At 32.0% G+C, this 19,275-nt stretch carries 19 protein-coding genes; 8 read left to right on the forward strand and 11 right to left on the reverse strand.

The features are described from left to right. Nucleotides 1-121 precede the first annotated feature (121 nt). The 4 genes from tnpA to AC3IPI_RS10455 all read right to left on the reverse strand — a co-directional run bounded on the left by tnpA (nt 122) and on the right by AC3IPI_RS10455 (nt 3,427). Nucleotides 122-562, reverse strand: a complete 441-nt coding sequence (gene tnpA / locus AC3IPI_RS10440; protein WP_489158900.1) for an IS200/IS605 family transposase — start codon at nt 560-562, stop codon at nt 122-124. 54 nt (nt 563-616) lie between these two features. Further along, nucleotides 617-2,296 carry a nicotinate-nucleotide--dimethylbenzimidazole phosphoribosyltransferase gene (gene cobT, locus AC3IPI_RS10445; RefSeq protein WP_489158902.1) on the reverse strand — a complete coding sequence of 560 codons (1,680 nt, stop codon included), beginning with the start codon at nt 2,294-2,296 and terminating at the stop codon, nt 617-619. 73 nt (nt 2,297-2,369) lie between these two features. Next, nucleotides 2,370-2,882, reverse strand: coding sequence for a bifunctional adenosylcobinamide kinase/adenosylcobinamide-phosphate guanylyltransferase (gene cobU, locus AC3IPI_RS10450; RefSeq protein WP_489158904.1), 513 nt, complete (start codon nt 2,880-2,882; stop codon nt 2,370-2,372). 182 nt (nt 2,883-3,064) lie between these two features. Continuing rightward, on the reverse strand, nt 3,065-3,427 hold the full coding sequence (locus tag AC3IPI_RS10455) for a C1orf53 family protein (RefSeq protein ID WP_409415673.1): 363 nt from the start codon (nt 3,425-3,427) through the stop codon (nt 3,065-3,067). Nucleotides 3,428-3,602: 175 nt separating this feature from the next. On the opposite strand from AC3IPI_RS10455, the gene AC3IPI_RS10460 reads away from it, so the two are divergent. The 3 genes from AC3IPI_RS10460 (at nt 3,603) to AC3IPI_RS10470 (ending at nt 6,797) form a co-directional block, all read left to right on the forward strand. After that, entirely contained in the window at nt 3,603-4,745 is a 1,143-nt protein-coding gene (locus AC3IPI_RS10460) for an ABC transporter substrate-binding protein (RefSeq protein ID WP_489158907.1), read from the forward strand. Nucleotides 4,746-4,751: 6 nt separating this feature from the next. Continuing rightward, nucleotides 4,752-5,780, forward strand: coding sequence for an iron chelate uptake ABC transporter family permease subunit (locus tag AC3IPI_RS10465; RefSeq protein ID WP_489158909.1), 1,029 nt, complete (start codon nt 4,752-4,754; stop codon nt 5,778-5,780). A 240-nt stretch (nt 5,781-6,020) separates the two neighbouring features. After that, complete coding sequence (locus AC3IPI_RS10470) at nt 6,021-6,797, forward strand: ABC transporter ATP-binding protein (protein ID WP_489158911.1); 777 nt, start codon at nt 6,021-6,023, stop codon at nt 6,795-6,797. A gap of 269 nt (nt 6,798-7,066) precedes the next feature. Here the strand turns inward: AC3IPI_RS10470 and AC3IPI_RS10475 are convergent, their stop codons facing one another. The 3 genes from AC3IPI_RS10475 to AC3IPI_RS10485 form a co-directional block, all read right to left on the reverse strand. Continuing rightward, the gene (locus tag AC3IPI_RS10475; RefSeq protein ID WP_489158913.1) at nt 7,067-7,522 is read right to left on the reverse strand and encodes a tRNA (cytidine(34)-2'-O)-methyltransferase; all 456 of its coding nucleotides are present in this window, start codon (nt 7,520-7,522) and stop codon (nt 7,067-7,069) included. 71 nt (nt 7,523-7,593) lie between these two features. Next, entirely contained in the window at nt 7,594-8,169 is a 576-nt protein-coding gene (locus AC3IPI_RS10480) for a pseudouridine synthase (RefSeq protein ID WP_039119360.1), read from the reverse strand. A gap of 57 nt (nt 8,170-8,226) precedes the next feature. Beyond that, the gene (locus tag AC3IPI_RS10485; RefSeq protein WP_323489651.1) at nt 8,227-8,433 is read right to left on the reverse strand and encodes a hypothetical protein; all 207 of its coding nucleotides are present in this window, start codon (nt 8,431-8,433) and stop codon (nt 8,227-8,229) included. Between the two features lie 361 nt (nt 8,434-8,794). Here AC3IPI_RS10485 and AC3IPI_RS10490 point away from each other — a divergent pair, with 361 nt between their 5' ends. Beyond that, on the forward strand, nt 8,795-12,214 hold the full coding sequence (locus tag AC3IPI_RS10490) for a choice-of-anchor J domain-containing protein (protein WP_489158916.1): 3,420 nt from the start codon (nt 8,795-8,797) through the stop codon (nt 12,212-12,214). 119 nt (nt 12,215-12,333) lie between these two features. On the opposite strand, the gene AC3IPI_RS10495 is transcribed toward AC3IPI_RS10490, so the two are convergent. Genes AC3IPI_RS10495 through AC3IPI_RS10510 form a run of 4 tightly spaced genes read right to left on the reverse strand, consistent with a single transcriptional unit; the run spans nt 12,334 to nt 16,004 of the window. Continuing rightward, nucleotides 12,334-14,073, reverse strand: coding sequence for a hypothetical protein (locus AC3IPI_RS10495; RefSeq protein WP_489158918.1), 1,740 nt, complete (start codon nt 14,071-14,073; stop codon nt 12,334-12,336). Next, nucleotides 14,070-14,621 carry an RNA polymerase sigma factor gene (locus tag AC3IPI_RS10500; RefSeq protein ID WP_039112207.1) on the reverse strand — a complete coding sequence of 184 codons (552 nt, stop codon included), beginning with the start codon at nt 14,619-14,621 and terminating at the stop codon, nt 14,070-14,072. Before AC3IPI_RS10500 ends, AC3IPI_RS10495 begins: the two co-directional genes overlap by 4 nt. Before the next feature lie 51 nt (nt 14,622-14,672). Continuing rightward, a complete protein-coding gene (locus AC3IPI_RS10505; protein WP_039112206.1) occupies nt 14,673-15,074 on the reverse strand; it encodes a hypothetical protein in 402 nt (133 codons plus the stop codon). A 48-nt stretch (nt 15,075-15,122) separates the two neighbouring features. Continuing rightward, complete coding sequence (locus tag AC3IPI_RS10510; protein WP_039119356.1) at nt 15,123-16,004, reverse strand: protease complex subunit PrcB family protein; 882 nt, start codon at nt 16,002-16,004, stop codon at nt 15,123-15,125. Between the two features lie 209 nt (nt 16,005-16,213). On the opposite strand from AC3IPI_RS10510, the gene AC3IPI_RS10515 reads away from it, so the two are divergent. The 4 genes from AC3IPI_RS10515 (at nt 16,214) to AC3IPI_RS10530 (ending at nt 19,273) form a co-directional block, all read left to right on the forward strand. Next, nucleotides 16,214-17,572 carry a DNA recombination protein RmuC gene (locus AC3IPI_RS10515; protein ID WP_489158921.1) on the forward strand — a complete coding sequence of 453 codons (1,359 nt, stop codon included), beginning with the start codon at nt 16,214-16,216 and terminating at the stop codon, nt 17,570-17,572. A 19-nt stretch (nt 17,573-17,591) separates the two neighbouring features. Continuing rightward, nucleotides 17,592-17,957 carry a 6-phosphogluconate dehydrogenase gene (locus AC3IPI_RS10520; protein WP_489158923.1) on the forward strand — a complete coding sequence of 122 codons (366 nt, stop codon included), beginning with the start codon at nt 17,592-17,594 and terminating at the stop codon, nt 17,955-17,957. 8 nt (nt 17,958-17,965) lie between these two features. Next, nucleotides 17,966-18,520, forward strand: a complete 555-nt coding sequence (locus tag AC3IPI_RS10525) for an acyl-CoA thioesterase (RefSeq protein WP_039112202.1) — start codon at nt 17,966-17,968, stop codon at nt 18,518-18,520. Between the two features lie 213 nt (nt 18,521-18,733). Beyond that, nucleotides 18,734-19,273 (forward strand): YceI family protein, encoded by a 540-nt coding sequence (locus AC3IPI_RS10530; RefSeq protein ID WP_039112201.1) that lies wholly within the window; start codon nt 18,734-18,736, stop codon nt 19,271-19,273. Nucleotides 19,274-19,275: the final 2 nt, after the last annotated feature.

Genomic DNA, 19,275 nt, shown 5'->3' on the forward strand with positions numbered 1-19,275 from the left:
GGCAATTCAAAATTTAGATTGTCGATATACTTTATTTTGTAGACAATCTTAGAAGTTGAATTGCCTCCAGATTTATCTGGAGGATATGAAATTTGTTATGTTATTGGCTTTAGCCAAATTCTTATTTATTATTTATTTTCTGGAATCCATACTTGAGAATAAAATCATCATATTCTTCCTGAAATGTTTTTTTGGTATGATGAATTTCTTGATTTTTAATATAATCTCTTACTTTATCAACAATTGATTCAGAAACGGAAACAGCAAAATACTCATCTTGCCATTCAAACTTTTCTTTAGTCAATTGATTTTTATTAATCCAAAATGATGATTCTCCTTTTAGTAGTTGTATTATTTTTTGGATGTTTTGATCAACGCCTAATGAAATAAGACAATGACAATGATCTGAATATCCATTTATAAAATCAATATAAATTCCCTTCTCCTTTGCATTATCTCTTATATGTTGCCATACTTTTTGACGCAATTCGATGGAATTCAAGTAAGGAATTCTATTTTTAGTACTCCAAACTAAATGTATGTATACTTTTATAAATGCCATTTCTATTTATTTAAGAACTGTTACTGAAACTAAAAACTGCGACTGAATACTGTTTTACTTCTTACTAACTCCAGCATTTTCAAAAGTAGCCATTTCGTTCAGGAAAGTAATTGCCGATTGTAATATAGGTAAAGCAATTGCACAGCCCGTTCCTTCGCCTAAGCGTAAATCTAGTTGTAAAACCGATTGTGCTTCTAGATAATCTAATAATTTCTGATGTGCTTGTTCGGCTGAAGAATGACAGAAAATAGCATTTTTCTTGATTTCAGGATTTATTTTATAAGCAATTAAAAATGCTACAGTACAAATAAAACCATCTACCAGAATTAGCATATTGTTTTTATAAGCGGCTAACATTCCGCCAGCCATTTGCATGATTTCAAAACCACCAAAATAGGCGAGTTGTACTTTTAATTCGGCTTGACCGGAATAATTTTCAATAGCTTTTTTTAGAATTTCCTGCTTCTGAAATAATTTTTCTTCATCAACTCCAGTTCCTTTTCCAACACATTCTTCTATAGAAAAACCTGTTAAAACACTCATTAAAACCGAAGCTGTAGATGTGTTACCAATACCCATTTCGCCAAAACCAATGCAATTACTTCCTGTTTTTGCAACAGAATCTACAATTTCTGAACCTTTCAAGAAACACAATTGTAATTCAGTTTCGCTCATTGCGGGAGCGTGTAAAAAGGATTGAGTTCCTTTGGCAATTTTGGCATTAATTAAATTCGCATTTGTAGGGAAATCATAATTTACACCAGCATCTACGATAGAAAGTTCAATTTTATTTTGTTTACAAAAAACATTTATTGCCGCACCACCTTCAAGGAAATTACCAACCATTTGGCGGGTAACATCTTGCGGATAAGCGCTCACACCATGATTGGCAATACCGTGGTCTGCTGCAAAAACAACAATGTTTGGTTTTATAATCTCAGGCTCCAGAGTTTGAAAAACTGTTCCTATTTGGAATGCCAGCTTTTCTAAAATACCTAAAGCTCCAATAGGCTTAGTTTTTGAATCGATTTTATGCTGTAGTGCTTCTTTAAAAGAGCTTTTAACTTCGACTTTAGGTTTATTATCAAAATCTAATTTCGGAATAAGACTCTCATTTATAGTTTTGATTTCGGTACAATCAAAGGTTTCCGATTTTTGCTTCCAGTTTAATTGCTGCAACATCGGCTGATTGTTGTAGTTTGTCGCAGGTTTACCAATACAGAAATAACCAAGCGGTTCAATATTTTCAGGTAAATCAATTATTTTCTTAAACTGATAATAATTTAAAATAGAAACCCAACCCATACCATAACCTTGCTCCGTAAGTGATAACCAGATATTTTGGGCAGCACAAACCGAACTAAATTTTACAGCTTCATTACTACCAACAGTTCCTATAGTAAAATTGTTTAGCACCGAGCGGTCATAAGCAATTATCATCCCGATAGGAGCCTCTTCTATAGCTTCCAGCTTCAAGGATTTATAGCGTTCTTTTTGCTCCTCGTCATCGGTTAATAACTCCGCTTTTTTATTATAATCCAAAAATAAATCTTTGATAGCTTTTTTAACTTCATCCGATTTTATGATGTAATACTTAGTTGCATCTGTTAAACCCACCGAAGGCGCCCAATGTCCAGCTTGTAAAGCATTTTGAATAACTTCATCAGGAACTTCGTCATTAGTAAAGTGGCGTGTATCGCGGCGTGATTTTAATATATCATCTAAATAGCTCATGTTTTTTCTTTTTAAGAGGTTCAAAAGGAACAAAGGTCTAGGCTGATAGCCCAAAGCCGAAAGCTCTCGGCTTTTACTTTCCTTTTATTGTAACGGGAATTCCCGAAACCATAAGTACAACAGTATCGGCATTTTTAGCCAAAAACTGATTCATCCAACCTTGTAATTCCGTGAATTTTCTTCCTACGTGCGTATCAGCATGAAGTCCCATTCCTATTTCGTTGGTAACAATTATCAAAGTAGAATCTGGCTGATTGACTATTTTTAGAAACTCAGCTTTAGCTTCTTCAAGAGATAATGCAACATCATTTTTTGTATCTACAAAAAAGTTAGTTAACCAAAGCGTTACACAATCAATCAAAGCTACTTTACCCGAAAAATCAATTTCGCTCAAATGTTTTTCCTCCTCAATATTTGTCCAGCGTTCGTCGCGTTCTTGTTGGTGACGATCTATTCGATTCTGGAAATCTTCATCCCATTTTCGAGCCGTTGCCACATACATTGGTGCATTTGTAAGTTGCAAAGCCAGTTCTTGTGCATAACCACTTTTCCCCGAACGCTCACCACCAGTAATCAAGTAAACCATCTTTTTTTAATTGTTAGTTGTTAATTGTAAATTTTAGAAGGGCGTTCCCTTCGGGCGGGCTATTCGCTATATCTTTTATTTTTTAAAGAAAAAAATAAAAGGATACCACTACTATCCCTAACGCAATTGCACCAACTATTTCTTTCGTGTTAATTGGTGAAATTCGTGTTTATTATTTTAAATCAGTAAGGGCAATGTCGACATTTGTTTCCGCAACAGCTTCCTCTTTTCAGATGAAACCATTCCTTAAAAACATAATTTCCGTTTTCCAGATAATAATCGATTCCTTCAATAAGTGTATTGTTTTTTGGCAAAGCCGAAGCTTTATTGTCAGTTGCAATTTCGGGAGTGATTGTATTTACAAAATCATCTATTTTTACCGCACAGGCATTTTTAAAACAATTCGGGCACAAACAATCCACAACATCCGAAGGTACAAAAATAGGAGGGAAGTTGTTGCACCAACATTTATTTCCGTCGGGAGAATCACCGCAATTAAATGCAGTTCCGCAGCTTGAGCAGTTTTTTACTTTAAGACCATTCATACTGCAAAGATACTATTTGTTCAATTTTTTACGTTTAAAAGTAAACAAGAAATTTAGAAATTGCGCTACCTTTGTCGCTATCCAAATTGTAAAATATGAAATTGTATGATTCAAAATCAGATATGATATAGAATAACAATTCCATAATTTCTTTAAAAACAAATAGTAACTACCTATGAAGTCATCATTACATAAAGCTGTTTTTCTTTTCTCATTTTTAGTATTAATAGGATGTAAGAAAAACGAAAGTACACCAGAAATAAAATCCGAAATAGGACAAAACAGTATAGAATATGCTTCGGGACTTTCTATAAAAAAATTCACTGGATATTCAGTTGTAAAAGTTACAAATCCTTGGCCAGATGCAGGAAAGGATTATACTTATGTATTAAAAGAAAAGGATGGAGTTGTGCCAGATAGTTTAAAAAGTTATACTACAATCCAGATCCCGTTACAAACAATTGTAGTAACATCAACAACCAATATTCCGTTTTTAGAAATGCTTGATGTCGAGAATAATTTGGTAGGTTTCCCGCATACCGATTATGTTTCTTCAGAGAAAACAAGAAAATTAATAGATAAAGGTTCTGTTAAGAATGTTGGTCAAAACGAAAAATTAAATATCGAGCAACTTATCGAATTAGCACCAAATTTAATTGTCACTTTCGGAGTTGATAATAACAATCCAATGTTAGATAACTTACAAAAAAGCGGTTTAAAAGTACTAATTCAGGCCGATTGGATGGAGCAATCTCCACTAGGAAAAGCCGAATGGATAAAACTTTACGGTGCATTATTTGGAAAAGAAGCACAAGCCAAAGAGCTTTTTGATAAAATTGTAACCAGTTATAACGAAGCTAAGAAATTAGTAGCCTCTAAGAAAGCAACTTCAACTGTTTTATATGGTTCTATGTACATGGATCAATGGTATGTTGCCAAAGGAAATAGTTGGGTAGCACAATTTATGGCCGATGCCAAAGCCGATTATTTATGGGCAAATCTAGAAGGAACAGGAAGTCTGGGATTATCATTCGAAAAAATATTAGACAAAGCCAAAACAGCTTCAGTCTGGATTGCGACAGGTTCTTTTAAATCATTAACAGAATTAGAAAAAAGTAATCCACATTACAGCCAGTTTGATGCTTTTAAAACAAAAAACATATATACTTTCGAGAATAAATTTGGAGCAACTGGAGGAACAATTTATTATGAATTAGCACCAAGCCGACCAGATTTAGTGCTGAAAGATTACATTAAGATATTTCATCCTGAGTTATTGCCAAGTTATGAATTTACTTTTGCATCTAAATTAAACTAAATCCAATTGGCGAATCAAAAGCGAAATACAATCTTGTTCTTTATACTCGGTTTAGCACTTTTGTTATTATTCTTTCTGGACATTAGTTTCGGGTCTATCACAATTCCTTTTAAAGAAGTTTATACCAGTTTAACAGGAGGAGAAGCAAGTAAATCGACATGGGAATATATCATAATTAATTATCGTTTGCCTAAAGCAATTACCGCAGTATTAGTTGGTGTAGGATTATCGATAAGTGGTTTGTTGATGCAAACATTATTCAGAAATCCATTGGCTGGTCCCGATGTTTTAGGATTAAGCTCCGGAGCGATATTAGCAGTAGCAATTGTGATTTTGGGAGCAGGTTTACTGCCTTCATTCTTAAATACAATTTTGCTATCAAGCTACGGGATTGTAATTGCATCGACATTAGGGAGTATTTCGGTTTTATTACTGGTTTTATTAGTATCACAACGATTACGAAATACAATGGCTATTTTAATAGTCGGGCTTATGTTTGGTAGTTTTACCAGTGCCATTGTTGGGGTTTTAACCTATTTTAGTTCAGCTGAACAATTACAGAAATTCACTTTTTGGTCACTAGGAAGTCTAGGAAATCTTTCCTGGTCATCGATTATAGTTTTAACAGTGAGTGTTAGTATTGGTTTACTTTTAAGTGCGAGTAGTATTAAACCATTAAATGCATTGTTACTTGGAGAGAATTATGCCAAAAGCATGGGACTTAATTTTAAGAGAACAAGACTTGTAATTATTTTTGCCACAAGTATTTTGGCAGGAAGTGTTACTGCTTTTGCTGGGCCAATTGCTTTTATAGGACTAGCCGTTCCACATATAGCAAAGCTTACATTTAGAACCAGTAATCATGCTGTTTTATATTGGAGTACCCTTTTTTATGGAGGAATAATTATGTTGTTTTGCGACATCGCATCACAATTACCAGGATTAGAAACTACATTGCCTATTAATGCGATAACATCTATAATTGGAGCGCCAGTAGTAATTTGGTTATTAATTCGAAAGAGAAATTTTGAGTAAACGTTTTTGCAACAGCTTTGCGAACTTAAATTGCCTATAAAGGAACGCGGATGATACGGATTTACAAAAAGTAAAGCCGCGGATTAATACTGATTTAAAACAATCAAAAATAAAATCCGTTTTAATCCGTGTTTTCGCCTTAGCGAATCCGCATAATCCGCGTTCCTTTCGCAAAGAGTTAGATAGAATTAAAAAGATTTTTAAACCTTAGTTACTTTGCACCTTAGCACCTTAAAGAAAATGAAAAGCATCCTATCAACTTCAAACTTAAATATTGGCTATAAGTCCAAGAAAGCAACTGTGACTATTGCTCAAAATTTAAATCTGAATTTAGAACCTGGAAAACTTATTGCTTTAATTGGTGCAAACGGAATCGGTAAATCGACATTGTTACGAACAATAACAGGAATTCAACATCCATTATCAGGAATAGTTTTGCTAAATGATAAGAACGTATTCGAATATAAACCACTTGATTTAGCTCAGAACTTAAGCATTGTTTTAACCGAAAAATTACCACCCAGCAATCTATCCGTTTTCGAATTAGTGGCTTTAGGGCGCCAACCTTACACCAACTGGATTGGGACTTTGACGCAGTATGATATTACTAAAGTAAACGAGGCATTAGAGCTCACGCAAATAAGTCATTTATCACACAAAAAACATTACGAAATAAGCGACGGGCAATTGCAAAAAGTATTAATTGCACGAGCTTTAGCGCAAGACACGCCACTTATTATTCTAGATGAACCAACTACACATCTCGATTTATTGCATAAAGTAGCTTTGTTTAAGTTGCTTAAGAAACTAACTCACGAAACAGGGAAATGCATTTTGTTCTCTACACATGATATTGATTTAGCAATACAATTAAGCGACGAAATGATTATTATGACACCCGAAGCCTTTATACAAGACGAACCTTGTAACTTAATTGCAACAGGAAGTTTTGCAACTTTATTTAAAGACGACCATATTAAATTTGATGCCGAAAAAGGGAAGTTTGTGATTACCTAGAATTCATGTTTTTTTCTGGAGCTAATCCTGCTATCTGCTATATCTTTTATTTTTTTAAAGGAAAAAAATAAAAGGATGCCGCTACTATCAGGGCTAGAAATCATGAGAACTATCATGCAAGGTTTTTTTCAACCTTGTAGGTATAAATATAAATACCGTATTTAAAATAATCATTGCAATCTTTTAATCTATAGTTAAAATAATTTAACACCTATTTGCAGGAAGGAAATCGATGTCAGATCCGATTAAACGATTAAACAAATAATCGCTTAAACCTTCAGCCCAATCTGTCTCTTAGCTTCACCCACCACAAACGCAACCGAATTTGCGATATTAAAACTTCTGATTAGGGATGACATCGGAATCGTAAGATGATTTTCGAATTGTTCTAAAACTTCTTTGCTCAATCCTACGCTTTCTTTACCAAAAACCAACCAATCTCCATCTTGGAAATCAGTTTCAAGATATGATTTTTCGGCATTAGAACTCATGAGGAAAACACGAGATAAATCTGGAATTTGAGATTTCCATTCGGCTACATTTTGATATTCGGTTACATCAAGATGAACCCAATAATCCAATCCGGAACGTTTTAAGTTTTTATCATTTATAACAAATCCAAAAGGATGCACTAAATGTAATCGGCTTTCTGTACCAACGCACAAGCGACCAATGTTTCCAGTATTATTAGGTATTTCGGGTTCTACGAGAACTATATTCAGCATTATTTAATTTGTTTATTCGGTTAATCGTTAATTTGGGAATTACCTAATTTTTATATTGGCATATTCTCTAATTAATTTTCTAATTTAAAATCGGGCACTTCTAAAACTTCTCCAGCTTTTAAGCCCTGCAAATATACATTTCCTATACGAACACGTACCAATCGTAAAGTAGGAAAACCAACAGCAGCAGTCATTTTTCGCACTTGACGAAACTTACCTTCATTTACAGTTATCGAGGCCCATGAAGTTGGTCCATGTCGTTCGTCTCTGATTTTTTTTGCTCTCGGGCCAAAATCAGGAATTTCGGTAACGATGAAAGCAGAACAAGGTTTGGTTTTATATTTTCCACCATCAAAACCAATTTCAACTCCTTTTTGTAATTCTTCGATTGCTTCAGGAGTAATAATTCCATCTACTTGAACATAGTATTCTTTGTCGACTTTCTTGCTTCTTACCTGTTCACTTACTTTTCCATCTGTAGTTAGTAAAAGCAAACCTTCTGAATCTTCATCAAGTCTGCCAATAGCCATGGTACCTTCTGGGAAATTATGTAATTCACCCAGAAGTTTCTTCTTTCTTTTTAGCTCATATATAAACTGACTTAAATAACCGTATGGTTTAAAAAGAATAAAATGTTGATGCGACATGCTGGAATTTTTGTGCAAAGATAGTTTTGTTTCACAAGTAATTCCAATTTATAGATATTACTGTTTATTGTTTTTCATTTTATTCAGCCATAAATAAACAGACCAGATTACAGTAATACTAAATAAGAGGATTAGCGGAACATAATAGTTGCTAAAAAAATCATGAAAATAACTACCGATTAAAATATATGCCGAGGCGATACAAAGTTTTAATACTATAAATTCGGCATTAGACCAACAAGTTTTGATTTTGAAGAAGTTCATGATATGTTGTTTTAGGAATTATTAATAAAAATACAATTTTTGAAAATTACTTTTGTGTTTATTATTTTATGAATGTAAAAGGTTTGTTTTAGAAGATTTAATTTAGTGTTGTTTTTGATTGAAAAGCCTTATGATTACTGGGTTTATTGAGTAGTTTGTGTCTAAAGCTTAAAGTGTAATTCAATAAGAATTATTCGTTTAAGCTGCATAATTTTTATGGATATCTGAAATAATTAATATTTATTATGTAGTTTGGTGCTAAATATTTATAAAGGTTTAAACAATAACTTTAAAGTTTTATAATATTCGCTTAACTTTAAAGACAATAAATTTGAACTCTAAAAACACTAATTTTTAACGTATGAAAAACCACTACTCTTTCCGCCATTTAATGGCTTTTTTAAGTTTTTTTTATTGCTTTTCAGCAAATCTTTTTGCGCAAGTAGGAAGTAATCTTGCACCTCAAGATCTTCCTTATACACAAGATTTTTTTGAGTTAACGGCTAAGCCTAATACATATCCATTAGGATTACAGGGATGGAATGTAAGTACTACACCAGGAGGAGCTTTTAATACTACTGCTGTTATAGCTTCAGATAAACCTTTAGTTGTTGGTACAGCAAGTATAGGAACAGGTGCTATTTATAACTATGATCAAAAAATTGGTTTCCTTAATACAGGAAGTTTGGATCAAGCAATTGGTTTAGCTCTTAATACTAGTAATGTAACGGGAATTCAGGTTCAATACGATGCAATGACAATTCGTAACCCTTATGATATTCCACCAGCGACAAGTAATACACGTATTAATGAAATGGTTTTGCAATATCGTGTTGGTAATAACACTCCTTTCGTTTCTTTATTATCAACTGTTTACGCTAATAATACTGTAAAACAAACAGGGTCAGTTACTGATCCGCAAAATTCGCAGAAAATAAAAGTGATTTTGCCAGCTGAGTGTGATAATCAACCTCTAGTTCAGATTAGATGGATATCTAGATTAGTATCTGGTGGTGGTTCACGTCCTTCTTTTGCGATAGATAATATAGATGTCAGAAAAGATATATATGCTCCAGTAAACGCAGTAGGTTATCCAAAAATAGATAATGTATTATCAGATGAATTTGATTTCCATAATAAAATTGATGAGGTAGGGAAAACATATTATGTATTAGTACTAGCTACTGATGCAGCACCTACAGGCGCGCAAGTAAAAAGTGGTTTCAACGCAAGTGGAACAGCCGCTTTACAATCTGGTGTATTAGATATCACAGATAAATCATTGGTTTATTCAAAAACAATTACTGGTTTAACACTAAATACAGCATATAGTGTTTACTCTATTTCTGAAGATTCATTTGGAAATATACAAGCAAGTGTAAACAAAATAGACGCGACCACTCCGGCAGTTGTGTCACCAAAAATAACTACAACAACTACAGTAATTAATTTGGGTGTCGAAGAACCAAATTTTACTTCATCGGTTCTGAGTTACCAAATAGGAGGAGATAATCTTAATAATCCAGTAACAGTTACGGCACCAACTAATTTTGCAGTATCTAAGGACAATGTTATTTTTGGATCTTCTGTTGTATATGATTTAGTGGATTTTGCAGGAAATGCTACGCCAACAGTTTATGTACGTTTTACACCAAATGCACTTGGCAGTTTTACAGGGCAAATTACTCATCAATCTGCAGGTGCAGCTACTAAAATAGTGACTGTATCAGGTTTTGGAGTTAATCCGTACATTCAGGATTTTAATGATGCTAATGTTTTTACCAATAGTGGTTGGACATCTTATAATGTAGCTGGTTCTACTAATAAATGGATAAGTACAGTTACAAATGCTAATTCAGCTCCAAGGGCTGTAGTGATGAATGGATACACAGATAGAGGAGCAAGTGAAGATTGGTTGATTTCGCCAAAATTACGCTTAAATAGCTTTAATAAATATCCTTTATTATCATTTTACGCTCGTAAATATTTTGCTGGACCAAGTTTAAAATTAATGGTTTCTACAAATTATGATGGTAAAAGTAGCCCTAACAGTGCTAGTTGGACAGAAATAGATGGTAACTTTCCTGTAACTACGGGAGCTTATGTACAGTCACAATATATTGATTTAGGAGCATATAAAACAGATCACACTTATGTTGCTTGGGTTTACGAAACTACAATAGGTGGAGGAACTGGTAATGCTGCTGAATGGACAATTGATGATGTAGCTATAACAAATGAGCTGGGATTTGTAGCTTCAAATCCTAATTTGGATTTTGGAGATGTGAGCCCTAACACAGTTTCTACCAGTAAGTCTTTTATTTTTAAAGCCGGTGGTTACGGTGATGTTACTATCGCTGCTCCATTAGATTATCAATTATCTCTTAATGATTCTAACTTTTTATCAAGTGTTACTGTAAGCGAAGTTGATGCATTGCTTGGGAAAACAATTTATGCAAGATTTACACCTTCTACAAAAGAATTGTCTATAACAGGTACATTGACATTAACAGGAACTTCATTGAATAAAAATATTGGTACATTAAAAGGTTCTTCTTTACCAAAAGAAGATACATTTGATGTTGTAACATATAATCTTGAATTTTTTGGTACTGCTGTAAAAGATACTTCTGGGAAAGAATTTGGTCCAACAGATAATGTATTACAAATTGCTAATGTTGCAAAAGCAATGATTAAATTAGATGCAGATGTTTACGCTGTACAAGAAGTGTCTGATGACGCAGCAATGGATGAATTAATTAGACAAATAAGTGTAGGAGATAAAACATTTAGTAAAGTAACTTCGCCTAGTTGGTCTTATTCATTTAATCCTGCAGATCCAAATTTTCCTCCACAAAAATTAGTTGTGATTTATAATACTAAAACAGCAACGGTTACAGATGAACGTGTAATGTTTAAGGATTTTTACGATGGACTTCGTAATGGAACTGAAACTTTGGTAAATTATCCAGGTACCAATGCCAACTTTTTCTCATCGGGGCGTTTACCTTATATGGTACAAATAGAAACAAATATCGGAGGAGTAAAAAAATTAATTAATTTAGTAGATCTTCATGCACGTGCCAATAGTGGAACAGATATTACTAAATACAATATGCGTAAATATGATGCTCAAGTATTAAAGGATAGTTTAGATCGTTATTATTCAAAATCTAATTTAATTATTTTAGGAGATTATAATGATGACGTAAAAGCATCTGTTGTTGCGCCAAATCCTTCTTCATATAAAATGTTTGTAGATGATACAGCAAATTATACTGCACTTACTTTAGAAATTAGTAAAGCAGGAGCTTTTAGTTTCCTAAGTTCAGGTGGATTTTTAGATCACATTATGATATCAAATGAATTAAATAGTGAATATATTCCTAATTCAATTGCAGTTTATGATCCACGTTCTGATATAAATAATTATGTAAATACAACATCTGATCACGGACCAGTAATTGCTCGTTTTGAATTAAAAGGATCTACTTTAGGTACAATAGATTTTGAAACTAAGAATGGTTTTGCAGTTAAAGCATATCCTAATCCAGCAACAGATGTTGTTAATGTTCTTGTGAAAACTAATGAAGACAAGAAGCTTAAATTAAGACTTTATGATATTACGGGTCGTATGATAGGAAAACCTATTGATGTAAATGGAGGACAGGAAAATAGTACTTCGGTAATCCAGATAAGTGATTTAAAAACCGGAATTTATATTTATACCTTAACAGAAAATAATAAAGTTGTTTTTAAAGATAAGATCATAAAAAAATAAGCGAAAGGTTTTATAAATTAAAAATGCTAGATTCTACTTTAAGAATCTAGCATTTTTTTTACAGTATAATATGATTGGTGTAAACGTATTATAATAAAGAGAGAATTAAAACAAACTAATTAAAACCCAAAATTAACCCCAAAATTCAGACCCCACTGAAATTGGTTAAACGATTGTGTTTTTAACGGATTGATATAATAATTCACACCAGGTTCTACAAAAAAATGAGTTTTTTTGAAGACTTCATACTGTAAAGTACTGCTAAATTTAGAGCCATATACAAAGTTGTTTACATCTAGATTTCCTCCTATCGAGTTACCATCTAAAAAAACTTCGTTGGAAATTAACTTTCCTATAAAACCACCAGTATTAAGTCTAATATCGGCCTTGCCTGTATTTAAGACAGAGTAAGAAACTTCAAGAGGCATTTCTAGGTATTGCAATTGTTGATCAAGATTCCCCGTTTGATTCCCCGCATTACTACTTTGAATTTTTTGACTGCTATTGTCTGATGAAAAAACATAATTTCTATTTGTCGAAATATATTCAACACTAGGATTTGAAATGAAAAAATCATTTATAATTCCTGCAGATAATACATTTTGTTGTTTGTTATAATAAGATACATTGGCTACAGATTGTCCTAATTCATTAATTTTTAAACCAGAACTTACAGCCCATTTTTTATTAAGCTTGTAATTTGTTTTTACGCCATATCCAGTATTCTGTTTAGACTCAATATCATTACCCAACGCTTTCTTATTGCCATAATTCTCAGAATTTACTAAACCAGCATAAAGACCAACAGACCATTTTTCTTTCAGAATTTCTTTTTCAGTTTTTACCCCTTCGTTGTCTTCTTTATTATTTAATCGGTTCTCTAATTGTTGTAGTTCAAGTGCAATTTGAACTTTATTCAATGAATCGTTATAAGATACTAGACTTTTTTCAGAACTATTATTTAAAACAATTGCTTCAGTTTTATTTTTGTTTATAGTATTATCAACTTCAGTATTATTTTGTTTAGCTGAAGAAGTGTTTGTGTCGTTTTTTGATGATTGAACATTGTTGTTTAAAGCAATTGCATCAGTTTTATTCTTGCTTATAGTGTGATTAACTTCAGTATTATTCTGTTTAGCTGAAGAAGTGTTTGTGTCGTTTTTTGATGATTGAACATTGTTGTTTAAAGCAATTGCTTCAGTTTTATTCTTGCTTAGAGTGTTATTAACTTCAGTATTATTCTGTTTAGCTGAAGAAGTATTTGTGTCGTTTTTTGATGATGATTGAGTATTGTTATTTAAAACAATTTCTTCGTTTTTAGCCTCATTAAAAATGCTATTAATTTCGTTACCATTTACTTTAGGTGATGAGGTTTTAGCTTTGTTTTTAGATGATGATTCAGCTATTGAGATAGTTTCATTGGTTAATTGTAATGAAGGCTTATCTTTTTTGTTGATTGAACTTGTTACAGTTTTAGTCGATTCTTGATTGTTGTTTGATGTTTCATTAGCTACCGAATTATCAGATTCAGCAACTGTTATTGTAGCTTTATTATTTAAAGGAGTAGTATTAATTGTAGATGGAGTAGTAGGATTCGATTTTGAATTACTTTCTTGAGAATCTATGACAACATTGTTATCCTTTAATAAAATATCATTTTCATTCGAGTTAAAATATAGACCAGACGTGATAGCTAAACCTATTAAAAGACTAGCCGCTAGCGACCACCAAATGGCTACTACCTTTTTCTTTTTAGGTTTATCTAGTTCTTCTTCAATTTTAGCCCATAATTCTGGTGGTGGTACACTAGAAAAATTTTCTATTGAAGAAAAAATATCTTCTATTTTTTTCTTTTTCATGCTGTTTTAAAATTTAATACGGCCAAAATTTTTGTTTGTAATATTTTCTTAGCCCTATTTAAGTTTGATTTAGAAGTTCCTTCTGTAATCTGGAGCATTTCTGCAATTTCTTTGTGTTTCATCTTTTCAAAAACAAAAAGATTAAAAACCATTCGGTATTGATCGGGTAAATCCTGAATATATTCGATTAGTTTTTCTTGTGTTATCGGAATAGTTTCAAGCTCTTCTTCTTCGATAATTTCTGTTTCTGGATCAAAGACATCGAGAAAATGGTAATCTCTTTTTTTCTTCTTTAAGGTTTCGATGAGTTTATTGATAAAAATTCGTTTCATCCATCCCTCAAAACTACCCTCAAATTTATATTGTTTTATTTTTTGAAAAACGATTATAAAAGATTCCTGAAAAACATCTTTAGCATCATCTTCATTCTTCATGTATTTTAGACAAATTCCATACAATACAGGCGAGAACAATTGATAAATTCTCAATTGCCCTCCTCTGTCATTGTCAATGCACTTTTTTATAAGTAAGTCTAAATTGTCTTCCAAAAAATAATTTTAAAGTATATTAGATTGCAATAGTGTTTGTGTTTCAGGATGCTACTTTTTGAAAGTAGAACTGTAGCCGTCAGGGAAATTGTTTACAATAACTAGATTACGGGAATCTAATTTTTCGATAACATATGTTATTCCTTCAAAAGTGATTAAATCATGTTCTAAATTATCAAATACACTAATACCCTTAGTAAGTTGATAGTTGCTATTTCTTATCTCAACATTGTTCTTATATGTAATAACTTTACCATCGGTTGTAAAAACAAGCTTTTTTGTACTCCCAAGAGTTTTAGGAGTTGAGGTATAACTACCATTTTGGCCTCCAGTTGATTTTTGCCAAACCCAACTTCCAGCAAGTATAGTGGCTTTATCTGACTTGAAAATTACATTTGATGAATAAGTTGAAACAGAAATAATAACTAGAAGAGCTAAAATTGTTTTTTTCATTTTAAGGAAATAATAAATTTTTGTTAATTTTTTTGCTGCAAAGTTACTTTACTTTCTCAATACTGCAATTTTATCCTTTATTACTTTCTTAAATGCAATTATTTCAGATCCTTGGTCTGAAGTGTTATTATTGTCTATGAATACTTTAATTACTTTATCCCCTTGGTTTAGTTCAAAATAAATCCCGCCTTGATTAGCTGAATCTGGGGTGCCATAGGTCTTCGTAGTACCTCCAGCTAAGTTTAAAATTTCAGCAGGAACTAATTTTACAAATTCAGTATAATCACCTTTTTTAGTTAATGCTTCATAATTATATTTGGTAAAATCATAATTCCCAGAAGTAACATTAAGATAATGCAGTACGTTTAAATTGTTAATATTGAAAAACAATTGACAGCTAGCGCCAGTACATTGACCACTATAACTTCCTATAATTGCAAAGTTTTTATTCTGGCTTATTTTATTTAAATAAACAGGCTTGTCTGTTTTCGGGATTAAAACCAAATCATAAGGATTTGTTACTTCACTAGTAACTACTTCATTTGCTAGAGGTTCTTTCTCATAATATTGTACAATTACTTCACAAGAATTCTCAACTATAGAAGTAATTTTTATTTCATATCCACCACTTGGTTTCGGTCCAGCAAAAATTCCAATTAAATTATTTTTAGTAAAATCGATATTAGGATTTATAGGAGTTGGGCAAGGATTAGGATTTTTAGTAAAAAAAGAATCCATTTTTTCTTGTGATCTTATTGCTATAGCTGTTGGCTTTGTAGGGATTTCTTTTATTGTATAGTTACATTCTATCGGGAAACCTGAAAAAGCAACGTTACTAAAATCACCGCAGTTTTGATAATCATTGTCATTATTCATAGAACAAGAACTAATGCCTAAAGCGACAATTAGACCTAAAATAATTTTTTTCATTTTTTATATTTTAAAAGATTATACCTTATAGATGATATAATGACAAAAAGGTTGCGTCAATAATATCATTATTTTTAAAAATAATTTTTGGATTCCAATTTCTAGTGATAAATAGTATAAAATAGGTGCTCATTTTAAAGACAAAAAAATATTTTCTCCTCTCTAGAACTACATATTATTGTGTACTTTTACTTTTTTAAAAATCCTTTATGTCGAATCTGGTTCCCTTTTTATTGATTTTTATTGTTGCTTTGGTTATTGGGATTTTTGTAGGGAAACTTATTTTCTCGGCTAGATTTCAATCAGAAAAAGTAAGTTTAAATGAAAAATTAATTGCTTTAACAAACCAGTTTCAGCAGCAAAAAGAACATTTTTTATCAGAAAAAAATAGCTTAGAGAAACAACTTCAAATAACAAATTCTGATAAAGAAGTTATCCGTACCGAAAAAGATAGTCTGGCGATTCAGCTTTCTAAAAAAGAAGTAGATTTCGAAAACTTATGGGAACGTCATAAAGAACAAAAAAATGAAGTAGAACAACTTCAGGAAAAATTCACAAAAGAATTTGAAAATCTAGCCAATAAAATACTCGAAGAAAAATCGACAAAATTTACTGCTCAGAATAATGAGAACATGAAAAATATCTTGTTGCCACTACAAGATAAAATCATTGGTTTTGAAAAGAAAGTAGAGGATACACACAAAGAAAGTATTGATTATCATGCAGCATTGCGTCAACAAATATTAGGATTAAGTGAGATGAATGCTCAAATGAGTAAAGAAACACTCAACTTAACCAAAGCCCTAAAAGGAGATAGCAAGATGCAAGGGAATTGGGGAGAATTAGTATTAGAACGAGTTCTCGAAAAATCAGGTTTAGAAAAAGGAAGAGAATATGAAGTGCAACAAAGTTTTACCAATGAGATTGGTCTTCGCGTGCTTCCCGACGTTGTGATTCATTTGCCCGATGGTAAAAAAATGATTGTAGATTCTAAAGTTTCCTTAACGGCTTATGAAAGATGGATTAATGAAGAAAATGATAATTTAAAATCAGATTACTTAAAAGAGCATGTCCAGTCGATAAAAAGACATGTTGAGCAACTTGGGAATAAAAACTACCATGATTTATATCAAATAGAAAGTCCGGATTTTGTTTTGCTTTTTATTCCGATAGAGCCCGCTTTTGCGATAGCATTAAATGAAGATACTACCTTATATAATAAAGCTTTCGAAAAAAATATTGTAATTGTTACGCCAACTACACTATTAGCTACTTTGCGAACAATCGATAGTATGTGGACAAACCAAAAACAACAAGAAAATGCTTTTGAAATTGCCCGACAAGCCGGAGCATTATACGATAAGTTTGAAGGTTTTATTGCAGATTTAATTAAAATTGGAAATAAAATAAATGACTCTAAAACGGAATACGAAAATGCAATGAGCAAACTAGTTGATGGTCGAGGAAATTTAATTACAAGTGTAGAGAAGTTAAAGAAAATGGGAGCAAAGGCCAAGAAGTCACTTCCAGAGAATATATTGACAAGAGCAAATAATAACGAAAATTAAAATTTTAATAAATATTTAGATGAAACGATTTCTGGGAATTATCATTGGTATTGCAGCTATAGCTCTAATTGGGTATTTTAGTTTTATTTATTATGTACCTTATAGTACAGGAATCCGTTCAGGCGAATTAATAAGACTGAGTCATAAAGGAGTTATGATGAAAACTTGGGAAGGAGAACTAAGTCAAGGAATCTCGGGAGCACAAATATTCTCTTTCTCTGTTTTAGATGGTGATAAAAAAGTTATCGAAGATTTAAAAGTACTTCAGGGAGGTTATGTAAAACTGGAGTATGTCGAAAAATATAAAACATTTCCTTGGTGGGGAGAAACGCGTTTTTTTGTAAAAGCTGTAGAAAAAGAAAATTCTCCATTTAATGTAAAATAATATAGAATATGAGTACAAATACAAACTTTAAAACAGTAGCCTGTTCAAGAATAAGCATATCCGAATTAATGCTTCCTTCGCACACTAATTTTAGTGGTAAAATACACGGAGGATATATATTATCATTGCTAGATCAGATAGCTTTTGCTTGCGCCTCTAAGTTTTCAGGACATTATTGTGTAACAGCTTCAGTTGACACAGTAAATTTTTTAAAACCTATTGAAGTAGGGGAATTGGTAACCATGAAAGCCTCAGTAAATTATGTAGGTAAAAGTTCTATGATTGTTGGTATTCGTGTTGAGGCCGAAAATATACAAACAGGAGCAATAAAACATTGTAACTCCTCTTATTTTACAATGGTTGCTAAAGACAAAGAAGGAAAGAGCGTTCTGGTACCAGGACTTATATTATCAAATCTTGAAGAAGTAAGACGTTTTTGTAAAGCTCTGAAACACATTGAGGTTAAAAAAGAAGTAGAAAACCACGCAGAAGAATACAATTATAGTTCTATAGAAACATTAGCATCTTTAAACAAATACAATGTTTTACTAGAGTTAAATTAAAGTAGTTCTTTATGCAATTTTTGGGAATGTTTTAAGAACCAAAAAGAATTAAAATACGTAACTTTAAGAAAGAGGATTTAAGTATTTTTTATGCTCGAATGCCTTTCCTGAACAGTTCCTTTTTGATTCATGTCTGTTGTTGGTTTGTTTTTGTCAATAGGCTTTTTTCAAAAAAATATCTTGCAATATGTTTAATCCTAATTGCTGAAGATTATGAAAAAAAGTACTTTTTTAATTCTATTACTTACCGTTAACTTTATTGTAGCACAAAATAGAATAAGAACTGCAATTGGTGTTCTTAATTTTGAAGCTTCAGTTCCTTTTTTTGAAGAGGTAAACGCAGTCAATAAATCGGTAATTGTGGTTATAGAGCCAGAAACAAGTAGTTTTGTTTGCGTGGCTGTGATGAAAGATTTTCGATTTAAAATGGATTTAATGGAAACCCATTTTAATGAAAATTATATCGAAAGTGATCGATATCCGAAAGCTGTTTTTAAAGGCAAAATTGGAAAATTCGACATGAAAGATATTGATGAAACCCCAAAAGAATATACCATTAAAGGGAAACTTCAAATTCACGGTAAAACAAAAGAAATAGTCGTAAGTGCTATACTTAAAAAAGTACCCCAAGGCATTGAAATAACTTCGTTTTTTCCGCTTAATACAGACGATTTTAATATTAAAATACCATCTATGATAGAAAACAAAATATCCAAAACTGTAAACACAAGTTTGGTAGGAGTGATGAAATAAAA

This window comes from Flavobacterium sp. GL_143, assembly GCF_057834355.1.

Bases quoted from the DNA above. Each gene is read 5' to 3' on its own strand.
- AC3IPI_RS10525 (WP_039112202.1), top strand. From the start codon at position 17,966: ATGAGTACAAATACAAACTTTAAAACAGTAGCCTGTTCAAGAATAAGC.
- AC3IPI_RS10510 (WP_039119356.1), bottom strand. From the start codon at position 16,004: ATGAAAAAAATTATTTTAGGTCTAATTGTCGCTTTAGGCATTAGTTCT.
- AC3IPI_RS10530 (WP_039112201.1), top strand. From the start codon at position 18,734: ATGAAAAAAAGTACTTTTTTAATTCTATTACTTACCGTTAACTTTATT.
- AC3IPI_RS10480 (WP_039119360.1), bottom strand. From the start codon at position 8,169: ATGTCGCATCAACATTTTATTCTTTTTAAACCATACGGTTATTTAAGT.
- AC3IPI_RS10505 (WP_039112206.1), bottom strand. From the start codon at position 15,074: ATGAAAAAAACAATTTTAGCTCTTCTAGTTATTATTTCTGTTTCAACT.
- AC3IPI_RS10475 (WP_489158913.1), bottom strand. From the start codon at position 7,522: ATGCTGAATATAGTTCTCGTAGAACCCGAAATACCTAATAATACTGGA.
- tnpA (WP_489158900.1), bottom strand. From the start codon at position 562: ATGGCATTTATAAAAGTATACATACATTTAGTTTGGAGTACTAAAAAT.
- cobU (WP_489158904.1), bottom strand. From the start codon at position 2,882: ATGGTTTACTTGATTACTGGTGGTGAGCGTTCGGGGAAAAGTGGTTAT.
- AC3IPI_RS10460 (WP_489158907.1), top strand. From the start codon at position 3,603: ATGAAGTCATCATTACATAAAGCTGTTTTTCTTTTCTCATTTTTAGTA.
- AC3IPI_RS10490 (WP_489158916.1), top strand. From the start codon at position 8,795: ATGAAAAACCACTACTCTTTCCGCCATTTAATGGCTTTTTTAAGTTTT.
- AC3IPI_RS10515 (WP_489158921.1), top strand. From the start codon at position 16,214: ATGTCGAATCTGGTTCCCTTTTTATTGATTTTTATTGTTGCTTTGGTT.
- AC3IPI_RS10470 (WP_489158911.1), top strand. From the start codon at position 6,021: ATGAAAAGCATCCTATCAACTTCAAACTTAAATATTGGCTATAAGTCC.
- AC3IPI_RS10455 (WP_409415673.1), bottom strand. From the start codon at position 3,427: ATGAATGGTCTTAAAGTAAAAAACTGCTCAAGCTGCGGAACTGCATTT.
- AC3IPI_RS10495 (WP_489158918.1), bottom strand. From the start codon at position 14,073: ATGAAAAAGAAAAAAATAGAAGATATTTTTTCTTCAATAGAAAATTTT.
- AC3IPI_RS10520 (WP_489158923.1), top strand. From the start codon at position 17,592: ATGAAACGATTTCTGGGAATTATCATTGGTATTGCAGCTATAGCTCTA.
- cobT (WP_489158902.1), bottom strand. From the start codon at position 2,296: ATGAGCTATTTAGATGATATATTAAAATCACGCCGCGATACACGCCAC.
- AC3IPI_RS10485 (WP_323489651.1), bottom strand. From the start codon at position 8,433: ATGAACTTCTTCAAAATCAAAACTTGTTGGTCTAATGCCGAATTTATA.